Below are 25,987 nucleotides of genomic sequence, written 5' to 3'. Positions count from 1 at the left end.
CCCAGTTGCCAAACCCGTTCGAGCCCGGTACGACTTGTCACAATTCATCGCGAGGCTGAAATGATCGTTGAGATGATTGCAACTGCAGGTCTCATTGGAACGGCGGGCGCAAGTTTTGCTATGATATTGCTGTTCGTGCATTGAGCGCCCTGGCCTTCTCTCTTGATTTAATAGAAGCTTAACCGGCTCGGAAGGAGCGACGGTGGTGGCACAGGTCTGCTGCCGCGGCCGCCTGCCGCAAGGCCGTGCCGACCGATAAATCAGATCACCGCAAGCCCAAGCCGCCGATGGCCCCAGCGACCTCCGCGATCCGGACCGACCCGCAGGAGACGCCGATGGCCCAGGCGGTCCCGCCGGGGCTGCTCCTCGACGACGTGCCCCAGCGGCTCCTCCTGCACTTCGCCGGACTGAGCGTCCGGGCCCAGCAGCTGCGCGAGGACGAGCTGGCGCGTCGGCTCGACCGCGCCGCGCTCCTGGCGGCCGCCGCGTGGCTGCGTTCCCAGCACGGGCCGATCCCGCCGCGCGCGGACCGGCTCGCGCCCGCCACGGCCCGACGCGTCGTCCGGGACGCTCTCGACGCGAGCCGGGCGGTCCGTCCGGCCGCGGAGATGGGCGCGGCCACGGGCTGACGGGCCGCCCGCGGCGAGCCCGCCGCGGCGGCTGCCGGGATCAGCGGCCGAGGGTCGGAAAAGCCGTCCGGTAGCGGACGGGATGATACCAGCTCGTGCGGGCGCGCCGGAACGCATCCTGAATCCGGCTGAGATGCGCCTCGATGGTCTTGGTGCTGATCCTGCTCGACACATGATCGTCGAGCCGGTCGAGATCACTCGCCGCGGAGGCATCGTCGGACGGAACCGTGAAGAGAAATGCGACTGTGAGGAGGCAGCATGCTCTCATGGTCTTTCTCCCTGACGATTGGTGCTCCGAATGTCCGGTCCATAGCCGAAGGTCACGCTCGCCTGTTTCTGCCTCGCAGAAACAGGCGTCGGTGCGCCAGAGCACAGGGCAGGGCCGACGACGCGGCGCCCGCCCCGCGGACCCCGTCCGGGTGATCCGCGCCGGGCCTCCCGCAGCCGCGCCGAAGGCGCCCGCCGGCGCGCCGAAGGCACCCGCCGGCGCGCCGGGCCCGGACGGCGACCGGGTGTGGCGGCACACGGTCGGTCCCTGCGGGGCGCCGTAGGAAGGGTGTCAGGCACGCCGCGCCGTTCCGCCGCGAGGCCGACCACGACCTTCGAACCGATCCGAGGCAGGAACGCCATGAGGACCATCATCCTGAGTGCCCTCGCGGCCTCGCTCTGGGCCGCGAGCCTGGGCGGCGCCTCCGCGGCGTCCCCCAACACGGGGGGCGGCACCATCTGCGGACCGAGCTGCTATCCGAAAACCGACACCCGGCCGTGGCCGCCTCGGCCGGTGAGGCCGATCAAGCGGACGGGCCGCCTGAATTGCGGGTCCGGCTGGTACGCGTCCGGCGGCCAGTGCTACCCGCGGCTGCACTGACGGCCGCGAGAGGGCGACGCCCGCCCGTGCGCCTCGCCCGCGCCGGGCCGCGCGTCAGGGCTCGGCCCGCGGCCTGCCGGCCGGCGCGGCGCGGAGGAAGGGGTTGCCGTCCCTCCACGGCGCGAACCGGAACAGGCCGACGGGGTCGACGCCCTCCAGGTCGGACGGGGCGAGGTCGCGGGCGATGACCACGACGAAGGGCGCTGCGCCCTCGCCGGGGCGGCCGAACGGGCGGGGCGGCGAGAACAGCGTCCCGACGCTCTCGACCAGGAGCGGGCGCTCGGATTCCGCGACGCGCACGAGGCCCTTGAGGCGCAGCAGGCGGTCGCCGAGCCGGCCCGCGAGGTTGTCGAGCCAGGCGGCCAGGTCGTCGTAGGCGAGGGGACCGGCCGGCCGCCCGAGCCGCACCGCCACGCGCGGATGCGCCCCGCCCGACACCGGAAGCGGCGTCGCCGGCTCGCGGCCGGGATGGGCCAGGGGCGCGAAGGCGGCCGCCACGGCGGCGCCGCGGTCGGGGTCGGTCACCAGTTCGGCGAGCGGGTTCAGGGCGGCGCTCTCCGCCCGCGCCGCGTCGCGGCGCGCCTCCGGCACCGCGTCGAGCTTGGTGAGGACGATGCGGTGGGCGGCGGCCCATTGCGCCGCCGCCTCCTCGAACCCGGTCGTCGCCCATCCCCTCGCGGCGTCGTAGGTCGCCACCACCGCCACCCGCATCCGGAGGGCGGCGAGACTCGCGAGCTGGCGCAGCACGGGACCCGGCTTTGAGAGGCCGCTCGTTTCCAGGACGATGCGGCGCAGCGGCCCCGACGCGTCCGGCCTCTCCGCGGACAGCAGGGCCTCGACGGTCCGCGCGAGGTCGCTCGTCACCTGGCAGCACACGCAGCCGTTCGACAGCATGCTCATCGGGACGTCGCCGCCCGTCTCGCGCAGGATGAGCCCGTCGAGGCCGATTTCCCCGGCCTCGTTGACGATGATCGCGGTATCGGCCGCCTCGGTGCGGCCGAGGAAGTCGCGCAGGAGCGTGGTCTTGCCCGAGCCGAGGAAGCCCGTCAGCACGACGAAGTCGAGGCTGTCCGTCACGCGCCCGGCGCCTGCGCGGCGGCGTACCGGGCCGGGACCGCCTCCTCCCAGGTCGCGCTGACGAGGGCGCGCACGTCGGCGAGGAGTTCGGCCGTGTCGTAGATCACCCCGTCCTTGATCGTCTTGGCGAGCCCGCGGTGCCAGGTGGCGCCGTTGGTCGCCTCGTCGAGGCGCAGCGCGCCGGTCCCGTACAGGAGCTTGAAGTCGGTGAGCGGGTTGTGGTCGTGCACGAGCAGGTCGGCCCGCTTGCCCACCTCCACGGTGCCGATCTCGTCCTCCAGCCCGCACAGGGCCGCCCCCTGCGAGGTCGCCGCGCGGATCACCTCCAGCGGGTGGAACCCCGCCTCCTGCAGCAGCTCCAGCTCGCGGATATAGCCGAACCCGAAGATCTGATAGATGAAGCCCGAATCCGAACCGGCGCAGACCCGGCCGCCGCGGTTCTTGTACTCGTTGATGAAGGCCATCCAGAGCCGATAGTTCTCCTTCCACTCGATCTCGTTCTGGGTGGACCAGCGATACCAGTAGGAGCCGTGACCGCCGCGCTGCGGCGTGAAGTAGTCCCACATGGACTTCCAGGTGTACTCCTTGTGCCAATCGGCTTGGCGCGCCCGCATCAGGTCGCGGTTGGCGTCGTAGATGGTGAAGGTCGGCACGAAGGTGAAACCGAGTTCGAGGAACTGCTCCAGCACCTCGTTCCACTTCCTGGATCCGGGCTCCGCACCCTGCCTGAACATCTGGCCGGAGACCGAGAAACGGAAATACTCGTCATTGTAATCGTAGTCGAGCGGGAAGTTCTGGACCACCCTGTCCTCGAACAGGGCCTCGGGCAGGCCGTAGTAATGCTCGGCGCTGGTGAGGCCCCACTTGGCGGTGGTGAGCGCGTTCATGCGCGTCACCGCCATCTGGGCGTGGTGACAGCCCGCGCGCAGGCCGAGCTGGCGGCACTCGTCGAGGGCCGCCTCCATGATGGCGGGCGGCGCCCCGAAGAACTTGACCCCGTCGGCCCCCCGCTCCTTCAGCCTGCGCAGCCAGGCCCGCCCCTCCTCGGGCGTGTGGACCAGCTTCAGCATGTCGTTGACGGCCGGGAAGTAGCTGTAGGCGAGGAGCCGCGGCGCCGCGATCGTGTTCTCGGCCGAGCGCCGCTTCTGGTCGAGCATCCAGTCGAGGCCGTTGAACGAGCCCATCTCGCGCACCGTGGTGACGCCGTGGGCGAGCCAGAGCTTGTAGACGTACTCGACCGGCGGCACCCAGCCGTTGGCCGCGTGGTAGGCGACGCCCGCATGGGCGTGGCAATCCACGAAGCCGGGCGTCACCCACTTGCCGCGGCAATCGATCTCGTGGTCGCCCGGGGCGGGCCGGTTCGCGCTGGTGGCGAGGTTGCCCGTCACCTTCTTGAGGAGCGTGATGCGGCCGTTCTCGACCACGATGTCGGTCGGGCCGATCGGCGGGGCGCCGGTGCCGTCGATCACGGTCGCGCCGCGCAGGACGAGCCGCCGATGCGGCCCGATCCCGCGGTCGCGCGCGGTCGCCGGGACCAGCGGCGGCTGGCCCGCCCTCGCCCGCTCGGCCGCCAGTTCGTTGCCGGGCAGGGTGCCGGCCGGGATCGCCGCGTCGGTCATCGGGTCTACTCCAGTCGAGTCAGCGGGCGTAGCGGCGGCCGAGGAGGGCGGTGCCGAGCACCGTCAGGATCAGGGTCGCGGCGAGGAGGATGAAGGCGAGGGCGGCGCCGAACGGCCAGTTCATGCCCTTCGAGAACTGGTCGTAGACGGCGGGCGCCATCATCTTGAACTGCGAGCCGCCGAGCAGCACGGCGGTCGCGTAGGTGTTCATGCACAGGATGAAGACCAGGACGCAGCCCGCCACCGTGCCGGGCAGCGCGAGCGGCCACACGACGCGGCGGAACACCGTGAGCGCGCCCGCGCCCAGATTCGCCGCCGCCTCCTCGACCGCGCGCGGGATGCTCTCGATCACCGAGGCCAGGGTCAGGATCATGTAGGGCAGCACGACCGCGATCGTCCCGACCGCCACCGCCCCGGGCGTGTAGATCAGCCGGAGCGGCTCCGCGGTCAGCCGCAGGCCCTGGAGCCCCGCATTGATCAGCCCGTCCTGGCCCAGCAGCCCCATCCAGCCCGCCGCCCGCACCACGTTGCCGACGAGGAGCGGGATCAGCGTCAGCACCGTGACGAGGCTCTTCCAGCGGCTCTCCATCCGGGCGAGCCGGTAGGCGGCCGGGAAGCCGAGCGCCAGCGTCACCGCCGTGCAGGTGAAGGCCATGACCAGGGTCGTCGCCATCACGCCGCGGTAATACGGGTCGGCGACGGCGTTGAGGTAGTTCTGCGCCGTCGTCGCCTCGATCATCAGCTGGGTCGGGCTGTACTGGTTGAGCGAGATGCGGGCGAGCAGCACCATCGGCCCGATCAGCAGGGCGCCGACGACCAGCACGGCCGGCAGGATGAGGGCGATCATGGCGGAGCCGGCCGATCAGGCCTTGAACTCCTTGTTCCAGAAGTCGGTGAAGGCGGCCTGCTGCTGCTGCATGTAGGCGTAGTCGAGGGGGTGGAGCTTGGCCTGCTGGGCCTCGGTCAGGCTGATCTGCCGGGCGAGATCCTCCGGCAGCTTGGCGTCCTTCACGGTCGGCACGTAGCCCATCTTGGCCGCGAAGGCGACCTGCGCCTGCGGGTCGAGCATGGCGTTCAGGTACTTGAAGGCCCCGTCCTTGGCGCGCGAGTTCTTGGGCACGCCGGCCTCGAACAGGATCGGCACCGCGCCCTCCTCGGGCACCGCCATCTCGACCGGGATGCCGGCCTGCTTCCACATGAAGCCGCGCGCCAGCCACATCGGCGCGAGCCAGACCTCCTCGGATTTCAGCGCCGCCGCCAGGGCCTCGTTCGACGGGTAGACCTTGGGGTCGAGCTTCCTGAGGTCCAACAGCGCCGCCTTGCCCTTGGCGAAGTCGCCCATGGTGCCGCCCGCCCCGATATTGGCGCCGGCCATGTTGTAGCTGTAGAGGATGTCCGAGAAGCCGACCCGCCCCTTGTACTTCGGGTCGAACAGGTCGGCATAGCTCTTCGGCGGCGCGCTGACCTTGCTCGGGTTGTAGAGCACCACGAGCGCCGAGTAGATATGCGGGATCGAATGCGGCTTGCGGAAGACGTCCAGCACCGCCGACAGGCGCGGCACCGCGCTGGCCGGCACCATCTCCAGCACCCCGAGCTGGCTGAGCACGTAGCTGTCGATATCGTTGATGCAGGCGACGTCCATGCTGCCGCGCCGGCTGGTCTTCTCCGAGATCAGCTTGGTGCGGCGCGGATCGTTGTTGGCGATGTCCTGCGAGACCTCGATCCCGAGCGGCTTGACGAGCGGGATGTCGATGTTCTGCTGCAGCAGCGCGCCGTAATCGCCGCCCCAGGTGCCGACCACGATCGAGGAGGTCTCGGCGAGGGCGGGCCGGGCGCGGGTGCCGGCGAGCGCGAGGGCGGCGCCTCCGGCGAGGATGGTGCGACGGGTGATCATCGGGCGGGGGCTCCTGCGCTGTCGAGCGGGATGACGCGGGCGGCGTCGGCGGACCAGGTGATGCGGACGGGGTCGCCCGCCGCGAGGCGGCGGCGCGGATCCGCCGGGAGGGGCGTGGGCGTGACGGCGACGATCGCCTCGCCGGCGAGGTCGAGGTGGTACTCCGTGCGCGCGCCCAGGTAGGTCAGGGCCTTCAGCGTGGCGGCGGAGCCGGCCTCGCCCGAGCCCGGCGAGACGGTCACCCGCTCGGGCCGGATCGCCAGCATGCCGGCGCGGGCGCCGCCGTCCGGCGCGCAGGGCACGGCGGCGCCGCTGCGCAGCCGGAACAGGTCCGCGCCCTCGCGCTCGCCCGCGAGCAGGTTGCAGCGCCCGACGAACCCGGCCACGAAGGTGTTGGCCGGGCGCTCGTAGAGATCCTCGGCGCTGCCGACCTGCAGGACGCGGCCGTGCTCCATGACGACGAGCCGGTCGGCCATGGCGAGCGCCTCGTCCTGGTCGTGGGTCACCATCAGGGTGGTGAGGCCGAGCCGCCGCTGCAGGTCGCGGATCTCGAGCCCGACCTCGGCGCGCAGCTTGGCGTCGAGGTTCGAGAGCGGCTCGTCGAGCAGGAACACCGCCGGGCTGACCACCAGGGCGCGGGCGAGGGCGACCCGCTGCTGCTGCCCGCCCGAGAGCTGGCGCGGCAGCCGGTCGGCCAGCGCGTCGAGCCGCACGAGGCGCAGGGCCTCGGCGACGCGCCGGTCGCGCTCGGCCCGCCCGACCTTCCGCATCTCCAGCCCGAAGCCGACATTGTCGGCGACGCTCATGTGCGGGAAGAGCGCGTAGGACTGGAACACCATCCCGGTGTCCCGGGCGTAGGGCGGCAGCCGGGTCACGTCGCGCCCGCCGATCAGCACCCGGCCCCCGCTCGGCTCGACGAAGCCCGCGACCATGCGCAGGGTGGTGGTCTTGCCGCAGCCCGACGGCCCCAGCAGGGCGACGAGTTCGCCCTGGCGGACGTCGAGGTCGACGCGCGCGACCGCCGTCGCGTCGCCGTAGCGCTTCGAGACGCCGTCGAGGAGGAGCGTGCCCATCACACCACCCGGGAGAGCTTCACGAAGCGGTCGGTGACCAGCATCAGGATCGTCACCATGGCGATCTGCGCGGTCGCGACCGCGGCCAGCGTCGGGTCCATGCGGAATTCCAGGTAGCTCAGCATCGCGACCGGCAGGGTGGTGCGGCCCGGCCCGACGAGGAGCAGGTTGAGTTCGAGATTCTCGAAACTCGCCACGAAGGAGAACAGGGAGGCGGCCACGATGCCGGGCCGCAGCATCGGCAGGGTGATGCGGCGGAACACCGTGAGCGGCCGGGCGCCGAGATTCGCCGCCGCCTCCTCGGCCGCCCGGTCGAGGCCGGCGAGGCTCGCGCCGACGAGGCGCACCGTCCACGGGATGGTGATCAGCACGTTGGCCGCCACCAGGCCGCCGAACGTGGCCTTGATGTCCATGTCGAGCCAGTCCTCGGCCCGCAGGTAGAACATGTAGAGGGCCGAGCCCGCCACGATCGCCGGCACCGCGAGCGGCGCGAGCAGGAAGGTGTTGATCAGGCCGCGCCCCGGGATCCTGCCCCGCACCAGCGCCAGCGCGGCGGCGGTGCCCAGCGGCACGCCGATCGCCGTCGCGGCGAGCGCGATCTCCAGCGAGGTCGCGAAGCCGCGCGCGAAGTCGCGCTGGGCCCAGGCGTTGACGTACCAGCGCAGGGTCAGGGCGTCGGGCGGGAAGGTGACGATCTCCTGGTCGAAGAACGAGATCGCGATCACCATGGCGATCGGCGCGAAGATGACCGCGTAGGCCAGGATGACGGCGGCCAGGAAGGCCGCCCGGCCGAGCCGGACCGAGAGGCCGGGCCTCGCGGCGAGGGCCGGGGCGGAGGCGGGGGAAAGGGATGCGACGCTCATGGGGACGCCACCGGTTCCGCAAGACGGGTGCCACGCGGGCCGGTGAGCCTCGGACCGACGCGCCGGCTCATGATACAGCCTCCCGGCCCGCGGCGCGAAAGCGCGGGCCCGCGAAGGCGGCGTCGCCCGCCGGGCCGGCGATCAGCTGCGGCAGCAGGGATTTCCAGGCCTCGATCATGTCGCGGTAATAGTCCGGCTCGGGACGGAGCACCGTCTGCACGCCCATGCCGCGCACGAGGTTGACGGTGAGGTTGAGGATGATCCGCGCCTCCCGGGGCGGCCGCCGCTCCCCGTCGCAGAACTCGACCCAGATCGCGTCGAGGGCGGCGTGGAAGCGCTGCACGACCGGGATCAGGCCCCGGCGCAGGGCCGGATCGTGGCGCGCCTCGGTGATCATCTCCATCGACAGGTAGAAGAAGCGGCCCGAGAACAGCTGCCAGAGGAACTCGACGAAGTCGGCGAGCGGCAGCGCCCCGCTGCGCACATCCGCCGAGACCGCCTTGATCTCCGCCGTGCCGTCCGCGAGCAGCACCTCCATGGCGGCCAGGATGATGTCGGCCCGGGTCGGGAAATGGTGGAGCAGGGCCCCGCGCGAGACCCGGGCGCGCTCGGCGATCTGCTGGGTCGTGGCCGCGTGGTAGCCGACCTCGAAGATCTCATCGAGGGCCGCGCGCACCAGCCGCTCGCGGGTGGCGACGCTCCGCGCCTGCTGCTGGCGTTCCGTCCGCGACACCGACTCTCCCCGCCCGGTTGCGCGCCGGAGGCGCCCGCTAAAAAAACAAGCTTGCCTGTTTTTTTCGCTCTGTCCAGTCTGCCCGCGGCGGAACGACGACCCCGGAGGGCGCGATGGACGATTACGCGAACCGCAGCTACGGCGAGATCCCGGTCGGATTCGGCGCGAAGCCCGGGATCGTGGTGGTGGACTTCCAGGTCGGCTTCACGGATCCGCGATACCCGCTCGGCGGCGCCCCCCTGGTGGCCCGCGCGGTCGAGAACACCGCGCGGCTCCTCGACGCCGCCCGGCGCGCGAACGTGCCGGTCGCGGTCTGCAACACCGCCTATCTCAATCAGCGCGAGATGCCGTACTGGAAGATCACCGCCGTGCGCGACACGTTCCTGCACGACCACCCGAGCGTCGCCCTCGACCCGCGCATCTACCGGCCCGATTACGACCTGATGGTCACCAAGAAGGGCCCGTCGATCTTCTTCAACACCGGCGTCTCCGACTACTTCACCAAGGAGCGGGTCGACACCGTGATCGTGACGGGCTGCAACACGAGCGGCTGCATCCGGGCGAGCGCGATCGACAGCTTCAGCTACCGCTACCGGACGATCGTGCCGGAGGATTGCGTCGGCGACATCGAGGAGGGGCCGCACCGCGACAACCTGCGCGACCTCGGCCGGCGCTACGTCGACGTCAGCGACCTCGCCACCGTGCTCGGCTGGCTCGACGCCTGGCGGAGCCGGAACGCCGCCTGAGGGCCTCGCCGCCCCGCCCCCACCCGCACAGGGTCCAGCCCGAGAGGGACCAGCTCATGAGCCCCGACCTCGTCCTCTTCCGCAACGCGCGCGTCCTCGACGGCCGCCACGATACGGCCCTCGACGGCCACGACGTGCTGGTCGAGGGCGGCACGATCCGCGAGGTGTCCGACCGTCCCCTGACGGCCGAAGCGGCCCGGGTGGTCGATCTCGCCGGGCGCACGCTGATGCCCGGCCTGATCGACTGCCACGTCCACGTGATCGCGACGATCCCGGATCTCGGGGCCAATGCCGACCTGCCGGATTCGCTCGTCGCCCTGCGGGCGGCGCGGATCATGCACGGCATGCTGATGCGCGGCTTCACGACGGTGCGCGACCTCGGCGGCGCCGATCACGGGCTGGCGCTGGCGGTGCGCGAGGGGCTGATCGCGGGGCCGCGGCTGGTGATCTGCGGCAAGGCCCTGTCGCAGACGGGCGGCCACACCGATTACCGCGGCCGCTTCCACGCCCGCGACGTCTCCCACTACGCCACCAAGCTCGGCGCGATGGGGCGGGTCTGCGACGGGGTCGACGCCGTGCGCCGGGTCGCCCGCGAGGAGATCAAGGCCGGCGCCGACTTCATCAAGATCATGGCGAATGGCGGCGTCTCCTCGCCGACCGACCCCATCGCCTTCCTGGGCTACTCGGTCGAGGAGATCCGCGCCATCGTCGAGGAGGCGCGCAACGCCCAGACCTACGTGGCGGGGCACCTCTACACGGACGAGGCGATCCGGCGGGCCGTCGAATGCGGCGTGCTCTCGGTGGAGCACGGCAACCTCGTGACGCCCGCGACCGCGCGGCTGATCCGCGAGGCGGGCGCCTTCGTGGTCCCGACCAACGTGACCTTCGACGCGCTCGCCAAGGAGGGCGCGGCGCTCGGCCTGCCGCCGGCCTCGGTGGCCAAGATCGAGGACGTGCGCGAGGCCGGCCTCGCCGCCCTGGAGACCCTGCGCGAGGCCGGGGTGATGATGGCCTACGGCACCGATCTCCTCGGCGAGATGCACCGGCACCAGTCGGAGGAATTCGTGATCCGCGGCCGCTGCCTGCCGGCGATCGAGGTGATCCGCTCGGCGACGGTCAACGCCGCCAAGGTGGTGCGCCAGGAGGGCAAGCTCGGCGTCGTGGCGCCGGGGGCGCACGCGGACCTGATCGTGGTGGACGGCGATCCCCTCGCCGACCTCTCGCTCCTCACCGGCCAGGGCCGGCACATGCCGGCGATCATGATCGGCGGCCGCTTCGTGAAGGACGCGCTCGCGCGCTGAGGGCGCGGGCGCCCGGAGGCTCAGGCCCGGGCGAGGGGCAGCGCGATCCGCGAGGGCGCGTCCGCGCCGAAATGGACGCGCAGGAGCGGCGGGCGGCCGTGCGGGATCTGCCCGCAATGGTCCGCATCGGCCCCCGCCAGCGAGACGCGGATGCGGCTGCCGGCCGCGAAGCGCCAGGCCGTCGGCAGGAGCGGGATGCGGATGCGCTCGACCCGGCCCGGGACCAGCGGCGCCGCCTGCGCGCGGCGGAAGGTCCGGAACGGCCACGTGGTCCGGTAGCGCTCCGGCGCCGGGGCCTCCGCCCGGTGGAGGGCCCGCAGCAGCCCCTCGGTGACGTAGCGCTCGGCCCCGTCCGCCTCGATCTCCGTCAGGTAGACGAACAGCCCGGCATCGGGCTCCGAACTCGACAGCCAGAGATCCGCGAGCGCGTGGCCGATCAGCTCGCGGTCGGCCGCGAGCGGGGCGGAGGTGAAGCTCAGCATCCGGTCCGTGCGGCCGGCCCAGTCCGCGTAGTACTCCGTGCTGTTGATGCCGGCGATGCGCTCGTAGCGGGTGCCCCGGCCGGTGCCCGCCGCGAAATCGACCCGGTGCTCGGCCGCGCCCGACGCGCCGGGTTCGGCGAGCAGGCGCGCCTCCGCCCCGAGATGGAGGTCGGTCGTCTCCGCGACCGGCGGCCAGGACGCGGCCTCCCGCCACGCCTCCGCGTGCATCGCGTAGACGTGCACCGGCGCCTCGGCCGCGAGGCCGGTGTCGCGCTCCGCGAGGTAGTGGTCGAAGAAGCGCAGCACCTCGCCGAGATACGGGAAGCGCGCCTCCTGGCTCCTGCGCCAGGGCGAGACGTCGATGCGCGCGCCGTGGTCCCAGGGCCCGAGCAGCAGGTGGCGCGGGTTGCGGTCGAGGGTGAGGAAGCGGGAGACCGCCCCGTTCATGTAGCCGGCCCCGTCCATCCAGCCGGAGACCGACAGGACGGCCACGTCCGGCCGGATGCGGTCCGAGACCGCGTAGGGGCTGAACGAGGCCGAGCTGAAGCCCGGATCGTAGGGCAGGGGCTCCTCGCGGAACCGGAATTCCGGCATGAACTCGGTCTGGCGGAAATTGCCGAGATGCTCACGGATCGCCTGGGCGAGCAGGATCCCGTCCGGATCCTCGTCGACCGGCTGCGGCCCGGCGAAGTCCGGGTTCGCGTAGTAGACGAAATTCTTCAGCAGGTCGCGCCGGTCGTGGTCGAGCCCGACCATCAGCTCGTCGTAGACCCGCGTCAGCTCCTTGAGGGCGATCCCGCCCGGGAAGTAATTGTCGCTGTAGGTGTCCCAGACCGAGAAGAGCGGCGCGATCGCCTTGACCGCCGGGTGGCCGGTGCTGGCGAGGAAATCCGCCGCCGCGCCCAGATAGGACACGCCGGTGGCGCCGACGCGGCCGTTCGACCAGGGCTGCGCCACCACCCAGTCGGTGATCTCGCGGCTGTCCTCCCGCTCCTTCGGCGAGCGGAAGCTGTCGCGGGTGCCGAAGCTCGCGCCCGTCCCGCGCACGTCCACGATCACGACCGCGTAGCCGCGCGGCACGAACAGGTCGCGGAACTTGCCCGAATTCGGGTTCGCCTCGCCGCGCGCCCCGGGCCGGAGCTTGAAGCGGCGGTAATAGGGGGTGAAGAGCAGGATGGTCGGGAAGGATCCGGGCGCGCTCCCGCCGTCGAGCGGCCGCGGCAGGTGCAGGTCGAGGGCGAGGCGGCAGCCGTCGCGCATGGTCACGTAGCAGGATTCCGGCGCCGCCGGCTGCGCGAAGCAGGGCGGGCGCGCCTCCAGGTAGGCGCCCGGCGCGACGCGCCACGCGGACGAGCCGGCCTCGTCGGCCTCGGTCGATGCGGACATGCTGCCTCCTGCTGCGCGCAACCTTAGAGCCCCGGCCGCGGCCCGAGGAGCGCGCCGGCGGTGCGGCAGCCCTGCGCCCGCGCCGAGGCTCCGGCGCCCGCCCCGGTCTATTCTCGCCGCTCGACCCGATCGAACCCGCCCACGCCCCGGAGCCCCATGTTCACCACCCGCCCGGAACTGCGCGGCACCTTCGGGGCCGTCGCGAGCACGCACTGGATCGCGAGCGCCGTCGGCATGTCGGTGCTGGAGCGGGGCGGCAACGCCTTCGACGCCGTCGCGGCCTGCGGCTTCGTGCTCCAGATCGTCGAGCCCCACCTGAACGGGCCGGGCGGCGAGGTGCCGATCATCCTGAAGCCGGCGGGCTCCGAGCCGGTCGTGATCTGCGGCCAGGGCGGGTTCCCGCAGGCCGCGACGCCCGCGCGCTTCGCCGCGCTCGGCCTGTCGCAGGTGCCGGGAACCGGACTCCTGCCGGCCGTGGTGCCGGGCGCCTTCGACGCCTGGATGCTGCTGCTGCGCGACTACGGCACCTGGGGCGTGGGCGCGGTGCTGGAGGCGGCGATCGGCTACGCGGAGAGCGGCTTCCCGGTCCTGCCGCGGGTCGCCTCCTCGATCCTGGCGGCCGAGACCCTGTTCGCCACCGAGTGGCCGAGCTCGGCGGCGGCCTGGCTGCCGGGCGGGGCGGTGCCGCGCCCCCGCACCCGGCTCCGCTCGCCCGACATCGCGGCGACCTACCGGCGGATCGTCGCCGAGGCGGAGGCGGCGGGCGGCGGCCGCGAGCGGCAGATCGAGGCGGCCCGCGACGCCTTCTACCGCGGCTTCGTGGCCGAGGCCGTGGACCGCTTCTACCGCACGGCCGAGCTCGTCGATTCGAGCGGTCGGCGCCATCGCGGCCTCCTCGCGGCCGAGGATCTCGCCGGCTTCGCGGCCCGGCGGGAGCCGACCGTCTCGCGCGCCTATCACGGCGTCACGGTGCACAAGACCGGGCCCTGGGGCCAGGGACCGGCCCTGCTCGAGAGCCTGGCGCTGCTGGAGGGATTCGACCTCGGCGCGATGGACCCGGCCGGACCCGACTTCGTCCACACGCTCGTCGAGTGCATGAAGCTCGCCTACGCGGACCGCGAGGCGTTCTACGGCGACCCGGACTTCGTCGAGGTGCCGCTCGCGACGCTGCTGTCGGATTCCTACGCGGATGCGCGCCGCCGGCTGGTGACCGACCGGGCCTCGGCGGAGCTCCTGCCGGGGGACCTGCCCGGCGCGCGGGAGCGGATCGCCCGCGTGCTCGCCATGGCCGGGCGCGAGATCCCGGTCGGGATCGGCCACGGCGAGCCGACCTTCGCGCCCCTGCCGGTGGAGTGGGGCGACACGGTCCACGTCGACGTGGTCGACCGGCACGGCAACATGGTCTCGGCGACGCCGTCCGGGGGCTGGCTGCAGAGCTCGCCCACCGTGCCGGGCCTGGGCTTCTCGATCACCACGCGCGGCCAGATGTGCTGGCTCGAGCCGGGCCATCCCTCGACCCTGCGCCCCGGCGCGCGCCCGCGCACCACGCTGACCCCGACCCTCGTCACCCGCGACGGGGCCGGGTACCTGGCGATGGGCACGCCCGGGGGCGACCAGCAGGACCAGTGGACCCTGGCCGTGCTGCTGCGCCACCTGCACCACGGCCTCGACCTGCAGGCGGCGATCGACCTCCCGCTCTTCACGAGCAGGCACGTCCCGCAGAGCTTCTATCCGCGCCTGTTCGAGCCGGGCCGGCTCCTCGTCGAGGAGCGGCTCGGGCCGGAGGTCATCGCCGAACTGGGCCGGCGCGGGCACGATCTGCGCGTCGAGCCGCCCTGGTCGCTGGGCCGCGTCTGCGCGGCCGGGCTGCGCGACGGCTTCATCGTGGCCGCCGCGACGCCCCGGCTGATGCAGGCCTACGCGGTCGGGCGCTGAGGGCGGGGAATCCTCAGCGGCTCGTGTTCGGGGCGACGATGCGGCTGGTGTTCCCGGCCACGATGCCGGCCCCGTGCTCGGAGATTAGCCTCGCGCCGCCGCGGAAGAACGTGTTCGAGAACCAGCTTGAGATCGATCCCCAGCTGAGATTCAGTCCCGCGCCGCCGACCACCGCGTCGAGCTGCGCCTCGTCGATCGCCTCGCCGGCGGCCTCCACGGGCAGGAACCGGTATCCGTTCTGGCTCGCTTCGACTGTCAGCGAGAACGGGAGGTCGATCCCGAACTCGGTCTTGATGACTTGGTTCGGGTCGGCCAACATCGCGTGACGAAATCTTTCATCAGTGTTGAACCGCGTCGCAATCGCTTCCTGCTGCTGCGCGTCCATGATATTGGCCTCCGCTCTTCAACGTGGATCGGTTTAGACTGTCAAGCTTGATATCCCAAGTGTGCATTCGCGGTCTGACGCAGCGTCTGCGCAGTCTTGCCGGCCCCATCCCCCGGGCGGCATTGCGTCCTTCGGCGGCGAGACCCGGGTCGGAATCTGGCCGCGGCGATGTCCCGCGCAAGGCTATTCGTCCGCCGCGCTCCAGGGCTTCAGCGGGTTGCGCCGGGCGAGCGCCGCGCAGGCGAGCGCGACGGTCAATCCCGGGCCGCGGCTGTAGGGGCGCGTCCAGTTCTCGGCGGCCCTCGGGTCCACGCCCAGTTCGGCCAGGGCGGTATCCTTGTCCCAGCCATGGAGCTTACGCACAACCTCGAGCCATGACACGAAATCAAAGGATGTCATACCGGCTCCTCTGGATCGGAGGGGATAGCGTAGCCAGAAGATTGCCGGCGGCAACGCGCTCGTCCGGGGTGATCTCGATCGGTGGTTGATCAATCCGTGCGCGCGCGCACGGACGCCGGGGGGCGCCGGTGGCAGGGTCGTCCCGTCCAGCGTTGGACGTTCTTCATCCTCCCAGACTTCGGGCCGCCCCTCGGGGCGGCCTCTTGTCGTGGAGGGCGGGAGCGCGCCGCGCAGGCCCCGGCGCCGGGGCTACTGCGCCAGCAGCTTGTTCCTGATCAGGTAGCGCAGACCGCGCTCGAAGGATTCGTCGGTGTCGCCCCGGATGTCCACGCTGTAGCCCCGCTCGGGCGCGGCCGAATCCACGTCCTTCACGTAGACGTTGATGTTCAGGATCAGGTTGGAGACCTTCTGGACCTCGCCGGTGATCGCCACCTCGGCCCCGGCCTTGCGGGCGAGGTCCTCGGCGCAGCCGTTGCAGTGGCGCAGGTCGCTCTTGGCGGCCTCCTGCGCCACGGCCGCGAGGGGCACGGGCGCGTAGCGTCCGCTGTCCTGGAGCGCGGCGCGCAACTGCTCGGTGAGGCGGCCGAGCCGCCCGAGATCCGCCTCGGTCGGCGGCGAGGCGCCAAGATTGCCGAACTGGAAATCGAATACGGCGGCCTTCCGCGGGGCGGCCACCGCGGCGCTCGCCGCGCTGGCGGCGATGGTCAGGGCGGCCGCGAGCCTCGCGACGTGGCGGATCATGCGATGTCTCCCGGTTCCGTCTCCTCCTCATCGCGGGACGGGGCGCCGGGTTGCACCGCGCCGGTCACCGGGCCTCCGCGTCGAGCGCCGCGAGCGCCTCGGCCATGGACGGCCGCCCCGCCGCATCCGGGCCCGTGCAGGCCCCCGCCAGGGCGGCGAGCGCGGGCGGGACCTCGGCGGCCGGCATCCGGGCGAGGAGTTCGTCGAGGAGGATGCCCCAGGCCCGCACCTCCACCCGCGCGAGCGCGGCCCCCGCCGCGCCGGCCGGCAGCACCGAGGCGGCGCCGAAATCGCTCAGCACCGCCTCGCCCCGCGCCCCGTCCCAGATCACGTTGTGGGCGTAGAGGTCGCCGTGCATGAGCCCGCCCGCGTGCAGGTGGGACGCGGCGGCCGCGATCCCGCGCGCGAGGCGCCGCGCCGCCGGCCCGGTCAGGCGCAGGTCCGGGGCGTAGACGTCGCGGCTGCAGCTCTCCGGGCTCGGCGGGCCGGCGAGGACGCGCCATTCCGGCGGCAGCAGCCGCAGCAGGAGCCCCTGCGCGCCCTCCGGGTGGCCGTCGAGCCGGCCGAGGGCCCCGGTCAGGTGGGGATGCGCGCCCGCCGCGAGGCAGGCCGCCATCTCGCGCTCGGGCAGGCCGTCGCTCGTCATCGCGCCCTTGAACAGCTTGAGCGCGACCGGCTCCCCCGGCGCGCCCGCGGCCCTGCGCCAGAGGGCGCGGTGGACCACGCCGGAGGCGCCCTCGCCCAGCCGCGCCTCGCAGGCGAGGGCCGACCACGGCACCCGGGGCACGCGCGCCGCCCCGGCCACGGGCTCGCAGGGATTGCCCGACCACGCCAGCCAGGCGAGGCGGGGCAGGGCGGTGAGCCAGGGCGGCAGCGCCTCGAAGCGGTTCGCCGCGAGCCGGAGGAGTTCGAGAGACTCGGCCCCGGCGAGCGTCTCCGGCAGGCTGCGCAGCCGGTTGCCCGCCAGCATCAGCTTCTGCAGCGCGGGACGCTCGCCGAGCGCCGCGGGCAGCGCGCCGAGGCGGTTGTCCGTGAGAATGAGCCAGCGCAGCCGGGGCGGCAGCGCCTCGCCCGGCACCTCGCGCAGCCCGCAGGCGCGGAAGCCGACCTGGCTCAGGGAAGGGCAGTCGCCGAGGCTGGGCGGCAGCCGCTCGAACCGGTTGCCCGAGCAGAACAGCACCCGCAGCTTGCGCAGGCGCCCCATGCCGTCGGGCAGGCTGGTCAGGGCGTTCCCGCCGAGGTCGAGCACCTCCAGGGTGTCGGCGAGGCCGAAGATCTCGTCCGGGACGGCGGAGAGGCCGCCGCCGAGGCGCAGCACCGTCGCGCCATCGAGGTCGCCGCGCCGGAGCGCCGTCAGGGTGTCGGAGGAAGGGGCAGCGGTCATGAATTCTGTCGGCGCGGGAAGGTCGGGCGCGAGGCTTGCCGGAGGATGACGGCGAATTCCCGGTGCGGGCGGAGCCGGCCGCACTCGGCAGGGGACGGCCCCGTTCCGATCGCCCGACAGGCAGTCGCGTCCGACCTCCTCGTGTGCAATGATCCGCGGCGGAAGCGCGGGCGGGCCCGCGCGGAGGGGGATGGAGCGATGGAGTTCGACCTGTATCTCGAGCGCCCCGCCATCCTGAGGGCGTGGTACATGGGCGGCAGGCTGCGGGACGCGCGCGGCGGGACCCTGGAGACCTGCGTCTGGCAGACCCTCGCGCTCGTCAACGGCCCGATGGGCGACCTCCTCGCCTCGTTCGAGATCGAGTGCGGCTACAAGGTGCTGCGGGCCCCCGAGATCCACGCCATCGCGCTGCGCAAGGGCTGGGTGGAGCGGACGGCCGCCCTGCTGGGACTGTCGGCGGCCTTCCGAGCGCACCCGGTCCGGTGAGCGCGAGCGGGCGTCCCGGACCCGGATTCCCGCGACGGGCGGCGGCCGTCGGACACGTAGCCAAGCTCCTGGCGGCGCTACCATTTTCTTCCGGGCCGGCGCGCCCCGTGCGATAATCGCGCGGTTCCCGATAGGGAGGTCGACCATGATGCGCGTCCTGGCCTACTCGACCATGCTGGTCATCCTGCTCACCGGCATCGCGCTCGCCGGCTCGGCCGGGTGAGGCGGGGCAAAGCGGTCCCACGGGGGCGCACCGCGCGACGAGGTCGGCCCGGGGATCGGCGATGCGCGGGTCGAGGCGGCGCGGCCGCGCCTGCCGCGAGGCCGCCGCGGGGCGATGCGGTGCCGCCGTCCTGCCCGAGCGGTCGCGAGCTGGGCCAAGTCTAGCCGCATGCCGCGGCTAAGGCCTATCGATCGGTATTCCAGGAATCGTCCACGTCAGAGCCCCACGCGCCATGACGTCGGATCGTCGGTGGGTCCGAGCTCTGGCGGGTGACGATCTCGGCGACCCACACCGGGCGACCGCTCGTCACCCTGGTGAGCTGTCCGGGCATCCCGGTCACGGTCGCCGCGAGCGGGACCATCCCGAACGAGGGGCAGTCCGGGCGCCGCGATCCCGTCCCGGTGGGCCGGGGATCACGGTGGGACGCCGCCGGCGCGGCGCCCGGCGGCGTCACTCCGCGGAGATCCGCGCCTGCTCGCTCAGGAACGCGTCGAAATACGCCACGGTGCGCGCGATGCCGGCGCGCAGGTCCACCTGCGGCTCCCAGTTCAGGATGCGCCTGGCCTTGGCGATGTCGGGTCGGCGCTGCTTGGGATCGTCCGGCGGCAGCGGCCGGTGCACCAGCCGCGAGCGCGACCCGGTCACCTCGAGCACGATCTCGGCCAGTTCCCGGATGGTGAACTCCCCCGGATTGCCGATGTTGATCGGCCCGGTCACCTCCGGCCCGGTCGCCATCATCCGCAGCATCGCCTCGATCAGGTCGTCGACGTAGCAGAAGGAGCGCGTCTGCAGCCCGTCGCCGTAGAGCGTGATGTCCTCGCCCCGGAGCGCCTGCACGATCAGGTTCGACACCACCCGGCCGTCGTTCGGATGCATGCGCGGGCCGTAGGTATTGAAGATTCGCACCACCTTGATCGGGAGGTTGTGCTGGCGGTGATAGTCGAAGAACAGCGTCTCGGCGCAGCGCTTGCCCTCGTCGTAGCAGGAGCGGAAGCCGATCGGGTTGACACGCCCCCAGTACTCTTCCGGCTGCGGGTGCACCTCGGGGTCGCCGTAGACCTCCGAGGTCGAGGCCTGCAGCACCTTCGCCTTCACGCGCTTGGCCAGGCCGAGCATGTTGATGGCGCCGTGCACGCTCGTCTTGGTGGTCTGGACCGGGTCGAACTGGTAGTGCACCGGCGAGGCCGGACAGGCGAGATTGTAGATCTCGTCCACCTCGACGTAGAGCGGGAAGGTCACGTCGTGGCGCATCAGCTCGAAATTGGGCTCGTCGAGCAGGTGCCGGACATTCGCGCGGGTTCCGGTGAAGAAATTGTCGAGGCAGAGCACCTCGTGCCCCTGGGCGAGCAGGCGCTCGCAGAGATGCGAGCCGAGGAAGCCCGCACCGCCGGTGACCAGGATCTTCTTGATGTTGCCGTACCGCATGGTCGGGTCTGATCCGATGGGGTGACGCGCGGGCGCGCAGGCCGGCCCGAAGCGTGGCGGGACAGGGCCGCGCCACCCTACCGGGGCGTCCGCCCCGCGTATAGATGAGGCGCGGTCGCCCGAGTCGGATGCTCTGCGCAAAGGTCAGCGAGTCGGTCCGACCCGACTCCGCCCAGTACGAGCCGGACTAGGATCGCCTCTTTAACCGAATTGCTGAGGAGAAGATGGTGCCCAGGGGCGGAATCGAACCACCGACACTGCGATTTTCAGTCGCATGCTCTACCAACTGAGCTACCTGGGCGCGCCGGGCTGCGGGGCAGCGGCGATGGCGGGGGTATAGTCAGGCGAAGGCCGCCTGTCCAGCCGTCTCGTGCGGGTTCTTCGGCGATTTCGAAGCCGCCGAAGAACGGGGTCTCAGCCGCGGCGCCGGGCGGGGCGGCGGGGCAGTTCGGGCGTGCCGTCGAGGGGCTCGACGCGCAGGTCGGCCGAGCCGCTGCGCCCGAAACTGTCGGCGAAGTTCGCCGCGGCGCCGCCGCGGATCTCGAACTTGGTCTCGCGATCGAAGATGCGGATCGCTCCGACCTCCTCGCGGGTGATCCCGCCGCGGCGGCAGAGCATCGGCAGCAGCCGGCGCGGGTCGGCATTGTCGCGCCGGCCCACGTTCAGCCGGAACCACACGCTCGGGCCGAGCGCCGGCCGCGGGCCCTCGCGCCGGGCCGCGGTCGGGCGCCCGCTCGCGAAGCCCGGATCCGTCACCTCCTCGGGCGCGGGCAGGCGGGCCCGGTAGGCCCGCACCAGGGCCGCCGCGAGATCCTCGGCGGAGCGCTGCGCGAGCAGCGCCTGCGCCATCGCCCGGTCCTCCTCGCTCGTCTCCTCGGTGAGGAGCGGGTCGACCAGGAGCCGCTCCTGGTCGAGGGCGCGGATCTCGTCGGCCGGCGGCGGCCCCGACCAGACCGGCACCACGCCCGCCTGGGCCATCAGCTCCTCGGCCTTGCGCCGGCGCGAGCCCGGGACCAGCAGCACGCTGATCCCCTTGCGGCCGGCCCGGCCGGTGCGGCCGGAGCGGTGCTGCAGCACCTCGGCGTCGTGCGGCAGCTCGGCGTGGATGACGAGGCCGAGCCCGGGCAGGTCGATCCCGCGCGCCGCGACGTCGGTGGCGACGCAGACCCGGGCGCGCCCATCCCGCAGGGCCTGGAGCGCCGCGTTGCGCTCGCCCTGGCCGAGTTCCCCCGACAGCGCCACCGCCGCGAAGCCGCGCTCGGTCAGCACCGCCTGGAGGTGGCGCACCGCGTTGCGGGTGTTGCAGAACACGATGGCGGTGCGCGCCTCGACGAGGCGCAGGGTGTTGACGACGACGAGCTCGGTCTCGCGCGGCAGGATGCGCACGGCCCGGTACTCGATGTCCGCGTGGCCCCGCCGCTCGCCCGCCACCGCGATGCGGCGCGCCTCGCGCTGGTAATGCTCGGCGAGCGCCACGATGCCCTTCGGCAGGGTCGCGGAGAACAGGAGGGTGCGCCGCTCGACCGGCGTCGCGCCCAGGATGAATTCGAGATCCTCGCGGAAGCCGAGGTCCAGCATCTCGTCGGCCTCGTCGAGCACCACGGCGCGCAGCCGCGACGGATCGAGATTGCGCCGCTCCAGGTGGTCGCGCAGGCGCCCGGGCGTGCCCACGACGATGTGCACGCCCTCCGCCAGGGCGCGGCTCTCCCGCCGCGGGTCCATCCCGCCCACGCAGGAGACGACCCGCGCCCCCGCGGCCCCGTAGAGCCACGCGAGTTCGCGGTGCACCTGGAGCGCGAGTTCGCGGGTCGGCGCGATCACCAGGGCGAGCGGGGCGCCGGGGGCGCCGAACGCCTCGGCCTCGCCGAGCAGGGTCTCGGCCAGGGCGAGGCCGTACGCGACGGTCTTGCCCGAGCCGGTCTGGGCCGAGACCAGGAGGTCGCGGCCCGCATGGTCGGCCTCGAGCACGGCGGCCTGGACGGGAGTGGGCTCGTCGTAGCCGCGGGCGTCGAGCGCCCGGGCGAGGGGGGCGGGGAGGGGAGGAAAAGCCAAAGCAGGGACGTCCCAGGTGACGACGCGCGGGCAGGACCGCTCGAGGAAGCGGAGTCACGCCCGAATCCGGTCACGCCGCCCGAGCGGCCCCGACCATCGCGCGCAGTCCCACGGGTCATGAGGAGGATGGCCGGCACGTAGCGCGTCCGGCGCCCCGGGTCCAGCCCCGGCCGGATCATTTACGGCCCGTTAACCTTAATGAGATCTCTTCTGCGTCAATCAGTTCCAGGAGACGCGGCGTGTCCGAACCCGCCTACAAGACCTCGTCCAGCCCGGCGCGCCAGCCCGCGGGACCGCTGCGGGATTGGCTCGCGACCCTCTCGCGCATCGACGGGGCGGCCGCGCCCGCCCGCGCGCCCGAGCGCGCCGAGCCCGAGCTGCGCCGCTCCACCGAGGCCCCCGCGGCCTGGGAGCCGCGCATCGTGTCCACGCCGCCGGCCCCCGCGCCCGCGCCCGCGCCCGAGGCTCCGACGGAGGACGAGGACATCGCCGCCCTGATGGCCGAGAACATGGTCCTCAAGGCGCGCCTGAAGAGCGAGGCGGACCGCTACGAGGAGCTCCAGGCGATCATCGCCGAGGAGCTGCGCGCCCTGCGCCACCACGTCGAGAGCGAGATCAAGCGCACGGACGAGCTGCGGGCCGAGCGCGACCTGTGGATGGCCCGCGCCGAGGCCCTGGCCCAGCCGCTGTTCCAGAAGCGCTGAGGGCGCGGCCCCGCGGCCGGGACGCCGCGCCGCCTCATGCGACATCCGGTTGATGGCTTCGCCATACCCGATTTCGGCCATGCGGGTGTCGGCGTCGCTCAGGCGCCGCGCTCAGGCACCGCGCAGGCTTGGGATCCGGGATCGGCTTCGATCAAGCGGATCCCGGATCAGGCGGGGCGCGCCGCCAGCGCCGCCCGGATCCTCTCCGCGTGGGCGGCGAGCACGGCCCCGTCCGCCATGCCGCGGGCGTGCTGGCGCATCGGCACGCCCTCGTGGCGGGGCAGGATGTGGACGTGGAGGTGGAACACGGTCTGACCGCCCGCCGGCTCGTTGAACTGGCTCACCACCAGGCCGTCCGCCGCGAAGGCGGTCTTCACCGCCGCCGCGACCGTCTGCACGGCGGCGAAGAGCGGGCCGAGCGAGGCCGGATCCGCGTCGAGGAGTCCCCGGCTCGGGGCCTTGGGCACCACCAGGGTGTGCCCGTCCACTTGCGGCATCACGTCCATGAAGGCGAGGCAATGCGCGTCCTCGTAGACGCGGTGGGCGGGGATCTCGCCGCGCAGGATCCTGGCGAAGACGTTGTTCGGGTCGTAGGCGGGCGTGGTCATGAGGGCTCCGCTGAGCGTTGGGTCGCCGAAGGGATCACCGGTCGGGCCGCAGCGGTGATGCGGCGGCGGGAGCCGGAGCGGGACGGCGTGCGGCCGCTCCGCTCGAGCTCTCAGGGAGCCGGCGTCACAGGCCGGCGGCGGCGCGGCGCTCGACGAGGCGGGCCAGGTAGGCGGCGCCGAGCGGGATGATGCTGTCGTCGAAGTCGTAGGCGGCGTTGTGGAGCGCCGCACCCGCCTTCGCCCCGAGCCACGCATAGGCGCCCGGAACGGCCAGCAGCATGTCGGCGAAATCCTCGCTTCCCATCTTGGGGTCAGGGTCGTCCTCCACGCGCTCGGGCCCGAACAGCTCGCGGGCGACCGCGAGGGCGGCCTCGGTCTGCGCCTCGCTGTTGCGCAGGACCGAGAAGACGTCCCGGATCTCGACCGCGATCTCGGCGCCGAACGCGGCGGCGAGGCCCGCGCAGGTCTCCCGCAGGCGGGACGCCACCATCGCCCGGACGCGGTCGTCGAAGGTGCGGATCGTGCCGGCGAGGTGCGCCTCCTCGGGGATCACGTTGTAGGCCGCTCCCGCCTGGACGCGGGTGATCGACAGGACGGCCGACTGCACCGGGTCGGTGTTGCGGCTCACCACCGCCTGCAACGCCTGGACGAGCGCGGCCTGGATCACCACCGGGTCGACGCCGCGATGCGGCTGGGCCGCGTGGGCGCCCCGGCCGCCGATGCGGATGTCGAAGAAGTCGGCCGCCGCCATGGCCGGCCCGCGCCGGATCGACAGCTGCCCGTGCCGCCCGTTCGGCTGGTTGTGCAGGCCGTAGACCTCGTCGCAGGGAAAGTGCGCGAACAGGCCGTCGGCGAGCATGGCCCGGGCGCCGCCGAGGCCCTCCTCGGCGGGCTGGAAGATGAACACCGCCGTGCCGTCGAAGTCGCGGGTCTCGCTCAGGTACTTGGCGGCGCCGAGGAGCATCGCGGTGTGCCCGTCGTGGCCGCAGGCATGCATGGTGCCGGGCCGCGTCGAGCGGTAGGGCAGATTCGTGGCCTCCTCGATCGGGAGCGCGTCCATGTCGGCGCGCAATCCGATCCGGCGCGACGAGGTGCCCCGCCCGGTCAGCACCCCGACGATCCCGGTGCGGCCGACGCCGCGATGCACCTCGATGCCCCAGGCTTCGAGCCGCTCCGCCACGATCGCGCTGGTGCGCGTCTCCTCGAAGCCGATCTCCGGGTGAGCGTGCAGGTCGCGGCGGATCGCCACGAGTTCGTCGAGGTGGGCGGTGATGCGGTCGAGCGGGGACATGCGGCAGTGAACCTCCCTGATCCGGGGCCGGGCATCCTTGGCGGGCGATGCCGGCTTGTCCAGGGGCCTATTCCCGCGGCCGCGCCGTCGCCTCGCGAGCGCCTCGCGCGTCTTGCGCGCCGGGCGGGCGGGCGCCGGGGAACAGCAGGGCCCGCAGGTGCGCCGCCGCCTCGGGCTGGGCGAGGTCGCGGGCGAGCGCGTCCTGCAGGTCGCCGCAGCCGAGGAGGCGGGCGGGGGACGCAAGGGGGCGGCGCCGGGGGCGGATCGCGCCCGCGCCGTCGCGCCCCTCCAGCGCCCGCCCCAGGAGGGCGCGGGCGCTCTCCGCCGCCCGCGGCTCGCGCCGCCCGAGGATCTCGGCGGCGCTCACCAGGTCGGCCTCCCGCACCAGGGCCGCGCATTCCTCCGCCTCGTCGGGGTCGCTCGCCCGCGCGGCCCGGAGCAGGAAGCGGCCGAGATCGAGGAGCACGGCGTCGGGCGCGCCGGCCAGCACCTCGGCGATCTGCCGGGCGGCGTGGAGCCGGATCACGTCCTGCCCGTGCGCCTCGCTGCGGCCCTGCCGGTAGGCGTCGAGGTAGCGCGCCGCCACCGCGTCGAGGCGCGCGGGTGCTCCCTCCGCGAGGGGGCGCATCAGCCCGACCGCGCTCAGTACGGCGGCGCGCGCCCCCGCGAGGGTCGGGTCGTCGTCGAGGGTCGAATCGGGCAGGCGGTCCGCGCCGACGATCCCCGTGACGGCTCCGGCCGCGCGCAGGCGCTCGGGCGTCGGCGTCCAGACCTCCTTCGGCGCCACGCGCAGCGCCGCCTCCACGAAGTCCGGCGACAGGCCGGTGCGCAGGTACGCCCGGCGCTCGGGCGCGCTGTCGATCGCCAGGATCTCGCCGAAGATCCCGGTCTCGTAGGGGGAGTGGAAGCCGAGGCGGGCCTCCGCCATCAGAAGGCGCTCCCGCCCGCGCAGGAAGGCGAGGGTGCAGGCCGAGACGCAGTAATCCGGCACGTAGGTGGCGAGGCCGCGCGCGGCGATCGCCTCCCCGAGCGCCAGCCCCTCCTCGACGAGGCCGCCGTCGCTGGTGAGGTGGATCCGCTCGACCCGGGGATTGGCGGCGAGCAGGGCCGCGAGCCGCGCCCCGGCCCCGGCCGTCAGCGTGCCGGAGAGGCGCACGTCGCGCCCGCCCGGCCCCAGCGCGAGCAGCGTGTCGGGGATGTCCTCGGGCGGGCCGAAGCGCTCGGCGAGGCCCCGCGACAGGGCGGGATAGACCTGGGTGGCGAGCGCGAGGGCCGCGCCCAGCCCGAGCCCGGCGAGCCCGAGGGCCGGGCGCCGGGCCGCCCGGCCGAGCAGCCCGGCGAACCCCGCCGCGAGGGCGGCCGCGCCGCCCGCCAGGAGCAGGAGCCCGGCCGCGCCCTCCGCGAGCAGACCGGAGGTGCCGTCGAGACAATTGGCGAGGTGCGCCACCGCCCCGAAGGTCACGCAGGCCGACGCGGCCGTTCCGACGCGCCGCCGCACTTCGCTCTGCCCCATGGCCCGGCCTCGCCGTCGTCCTCGTCAGGCGCTCATTCTCGCCGCCCGCTGTCGAACGAGAAGAAGGCAAGTTTCCGACCAAGGCCTGACCGAGGCGGGAACAGCAGCGCAGGAGAACCGCATGTGCGGTCGCGGCGCATCATCCGACCTCCGGTTGATGGCTTCGCCAT

25 protein-coding genes and 1 tRNA gene are annotated in these 25,987 nt (G+C 73.1%); 7 read left to right on the top strand and 19 right to left on the bottom strand.

The genetic code is table 11. The features are described 5' to 3' along the window. Positions 1-335: 335 nt before the first annotated feature. Entirely contained in the window at positions 336-629 is a 294-nt protein-coding gene (locus M446_RS22525; protein WP_236728649.1) for a hypothetical protein, read from the top strand. 40 nt (positions 630-669) lie between these two features. Here M446_RS22525 and M446_RS22520 read toward each other — a convergent pair whose 3' ends face one another. Beyond that, positions 670-897, bottom strand: a complete 228-nt coding sequence (locus M446_RS22520; RefSeq protein WP_012334414.1) for a hypothetical protein — start codon at positions 895-897, stop codon at positions 670-672. A gap of 360 nt (positions 898-1,257) precedes the next feature. Between M446_RS22520 and M446_RS22515 the strand changes: the two genes are divergently transcribed. Continuing rightward, positions 1,258-1,497 carry a hypothetical protein gene (locus M446_RS22515; protein WP_043701521.1) on the top strand — a complete coding sequence of 80 codons (240 nt, stop codon included), beginning with the start codon at positions 1,258-1,260 and terminating at the stop codon, positions 1,495-1,497. A 54-nt stretch (positions 1,498-1,551) separates the two neighbouring features. Here the strand turns inward: M446_RS22515 and M446_RS22510 are convergent, their stop codons facing one another. The 7 genes from M446_RS22510 to M446_RS22480 all read right to left on the bottom strand — a co-directional run bounded on the left by M446_RS22510 (position 1,552) and on the right by M446_RS22480 (position 8,756). Beyond that, the gene (locus M446_RS22510) at positions 1,552-2,574 is read right to left on the bottom strand and encodes a CobW family GTP-binding protein (protein ID WP_012334412.1); all 1,023 of its coding nucleotides are present in this window, start codon (positions 2,572-2,574) and stop codon (positions 1,552-1,554) included. After that, a complete protein-coding gene (locus M446_RS22505) occupies positions 2,571-4,193 on the bottom strand; it encodes an amidohydrolase family protein (protein WP_012334411.1) in 1,623 nt (540 codons plus the stop codon). Before M446_RS22505 ends, M446_RS22510 begins: the two co-directional genes overlap by 4 nt. A 19-nt stretch (positions 4,194-4,212) precedes the next feature. After that, positions 4,213-5,040 (bottom strand): ABC transporter permease, encoded by an 828-nt coding sequence (locus tag M446_RS22500; protein ID WP_012334410.1) that lies wholly within the window; start codon positions 5,038-5,040, stop codon positions 4,213-4,215. A gap of 15 nt (positions 5,041-5,055) precedes the next feature. Continuing rightward, complete coding sequence (locus tag M446_RS22495) at positions 5,056-6,087, bottom strand: extracellular solute-binding protein (RefSeq protein WP_012334409.1); 1,032 nt, start codon at positions 6,085-6,087, stop codon at positions 5,056-5,058. Then, entirely contained in the window at positions 6,084-7,160 is a 1,077-nt protein-coding gene (locus M446_RS22490) for an ABC transporter ATP-binding protein (protein ID WP_012334408.1), read from the bottom strand. Before M446_RS22490 ends, M446_RS22495 begins: the two co-directional genes overlap by 4 nt. Beyond that, complete coding sequence (locus M446_RS22485) at positions 7,160-8,023, bottom strand: ABC transporter permease (protein WP_012334407.1); 864 nt, start codon at positions 8,021-8,023, stop codon at positions 7,160-7,162. The genes M446_RS22490 and M446_RS22485 overlap by 1 nt, the downstream gene beginning before the upstream one ends. A 67-nt stretch (positions 8,024-8,090) precedes the next feature. Continuing rightward, positions 8,091-8,756 (bottom strand): TetR/AcrR family transcriptional regulator, encoded by a 666-nt coding sequence (locus M446_RS22480; protein ID WP_012334406.1) that lies wholly within the window; start codon positions 8,754-8,756, stop codon positions 8,091-8,093. A gap of 113 nt (positions 8,757-8,869) precedes the next feature. Here M446_RS22480 and M446_RS22475 point away from each other — a divergent pair, with 113 nt between their 5' ends. Next, positions 8,870-9,502 (top strand): isochorismatase family protein, encoded by a 633-nt coding sequence (locus M446_RS22475; RefSeq protein ID WP_012334405.1) that lies wholly within the window; start codon positions 8,870-8,872, stop codon positions 9,500-9,502. 56 nt (positions 9,503-9,558) lie between these two features. Next, complete coding sequence (locus M446_RS22470) at positions 9,559-10,803, top strand: metal-dependent hydrolase family protein (protein WP_012334404.1); 1,245 nt, start codon at positions 9,559-9,561, stop codon at positions 10,801-10,803. A gap of 20 nt (positions 10,804-10,823) precedes the next feature. Here the strand turns inward: M446_RS22470 and M446_RS22465 are convergent, their stop codons facing one another. After that, complete coding sequence (locus M446_RS22465) at positions 10,824-12,671, bottom strand: CocE/NonD family hydrolase (protein WP_012334403.1); 1,848 nt, start codon at positions 12,669-12,671, stop codon at positions 10,824-10,826. Between the two features lie 156 nt (positions 12,672-12,827). On the opposite strand from M446_RS22465, the gene M446_RS22460 reads away from it, so the two are divergent. Beyond that, the gene (locus M446_RS22460; RefSeq protein WP_012334402.1) at positions 12,828-14,606 is read left to right on the top strand and encodes a gamma-glutamyltransferase family protein; all 1,779 of its coding nucleotides are present in this window, start codon (positions 12,828-12,830) and stop codon (positions 14,604-14,606) included. A gap of 13 nt (positions 14,607-14,619) precedes the next feature. Here M446_RS22460 and M446_RS22455 read toward each other — a convergent pair whose 3' ends face one another. The 4 genes from M446_RS22455 to M446_RS22440 all read right to left on the bottom strand — a co-directional run bounded on the left by M446_RS22455 (position 14,620) and on the right by M446_RS22440 (position 17,515). Continuing rightward, entirely contained in the window at positions 14,620-14,991 is a 372-nt protein-coding gene (locus M446_RS22455; protein ID WP_012334401.1) for a hypothetical protein, read from the bottom strand. Between the two features lie 183 nt (positions 14,992-15,174). Further along, positions 15,175-15,390, bottom strand: a complete 216-nt coding sequence (locus tag M446_RS22450) for a hypothetical protein (RefSeq protein WP_012334400.1) — start codon at positions 15,388-15,390, stop codon at positions 15,175-15,177. Positions 15,391-15,639: 249 nt separating this feature from the next. Further along, positions 15,640-16,131, bottom strand: a complete 492-nt coding sequence (locus M446_RS22445; protein ID WP_012334399.1) for a DUF3280 domain-containing protein — start codon at positions 16,129-16,131, stop codon at positions 15,640-15,642. Positions 16,132-16,195: 64 nt separating this feature from the next. After that, positions 16,196-17,515, bottom strand: coding sequence for a leucine-rich repeat-containing protein kinase family protein (locus tag M446_RS22440; RefSeq protein ID WP_012334398.1), 1,320 nt, complete (start codon positions 17,513-17,515; stop codon positions 16,196-16,198). 198 nt (positions 17,516-17,713) lie between these two features. Between M446_RS22440 and M446_RS22435 the strand changes: the two genes are divergently transcribed. Continuing rightward, on the top strand, positions 17,714-18,001 hold the full coding sequence (locus M446_RS22435; RefSeq protein ID WP_012334397.1) for a hypothetical protein: 288 nt from the start codon (positions 17,714-17,716) through the stop codon (positions 17,999-18,001). A 673-nt stretch (positions 18,002-18,674) separates the two neighbouring features. On the opposite strand, the gene M446_RS22430 is transcribed toward M446_RS22435, so the two are convergent. From M446_RS22430 to M446_RS22420, 3 genes are all read right to left on the bottom strand, one after another. Next, positions 18,675-19,649, bottom strand: coding sequence for a UDP-glucuronic acid decarboxylase family protein (locus M446_RS22430; protein WP_012334396.1), 975 nt, complete (start codon positions 19,647-19,649; stop codon positions 18,675-18,677). A 225-nt stretch (positions 19,650-19,874) separates the two neighbouring features. Next, a tRNA-Phe gene (locus M446_RS22425) sits at positions 19,875-19,950 on the bottom strand. Positions 19,951-20,063: 113 nt separating this feature from the next. After that, the gene (locus M446_RS22420) at positions 20,064-21,701 is read right to left on the bottom strand and encodes a DEAD/DEAH box helicase (protein ID WP_012334395.1); all 1,638 of its coding nucleotides are present in this window, start codon (positions 21,699-21,701) and stop codon (positions 20,064-20,066) included. Positions 21,702-21,940: 239 nt separating this feature from the next. On the opposite strand from M446_RS22420, the gene M446_RS22415 reads away from it, so the two are divergent. Then, positions 21,941-22,405, top strand: coding sequence for a hypothetical protein (locus tag M446_RS22415; protein ID WP_012334394.1), 465 nt, complete (start codon positions 21,941-21,943; stop codon positions 22,403-22,405). A 167-nt stretch (positions 22,406-22,572) separates the two neighbouring features. Here the strand turns inward: M446_RS22415 and M446_RS22410 are convergent, their stop codons facing one another. The 3 genes from M446_RS22410 to M446_RS22400 form a co-directional block, all read right to left on the bottom strand. Next, a complete protein-coding gene (locus M446_RS22410) occupies positions 22,573-23,013 on the bottom strand; it encodes an HIT domain-containing protein (protein WP_012334393.1) in 441 nt (146 codons plus the stop codon). A 124-nt stretch (positions 23,014-23,137) separates the two neighbouring features. Next, positions 23,138-24,304 carry a M20 aminoacylase family protein gene (locus tag M446_RS22405; protein WP_012334392.1) on the bottom strand — a complete coding sequence of 389 codons (1,167 nt, stop codon included), beginning with the start codon at positions 24,302-24,304 and terminating at the stop codon, positions 23,138-23,140. Between the two features lie 67 nt (positions 24,305-24,371). Beyond that, complete coding sequence (locus tag M446_RS22400) at positions 24,372-25,817, bottom strand: hypothetical protein (RefSeq protein ID WP_012334391.1); 1,446 nt, start codon at positions 25,815-25,817, stop codon at positions 24,372-24,374. Positions 25,818-25,987: the final 170 nt, after the last annotated feature.

The organism is Methylobacterium sp. 4-46, assembly GCF_000019365.1.
Lineage (GTDB): Bacteria > Pseudomonadota > Alphaproteobacteria > Rhizobiales > Beijerinckiaceae > Methylobacterium.
This window is presented reverse-complemented; position numbering and strand designations above follow the sequence as displayed.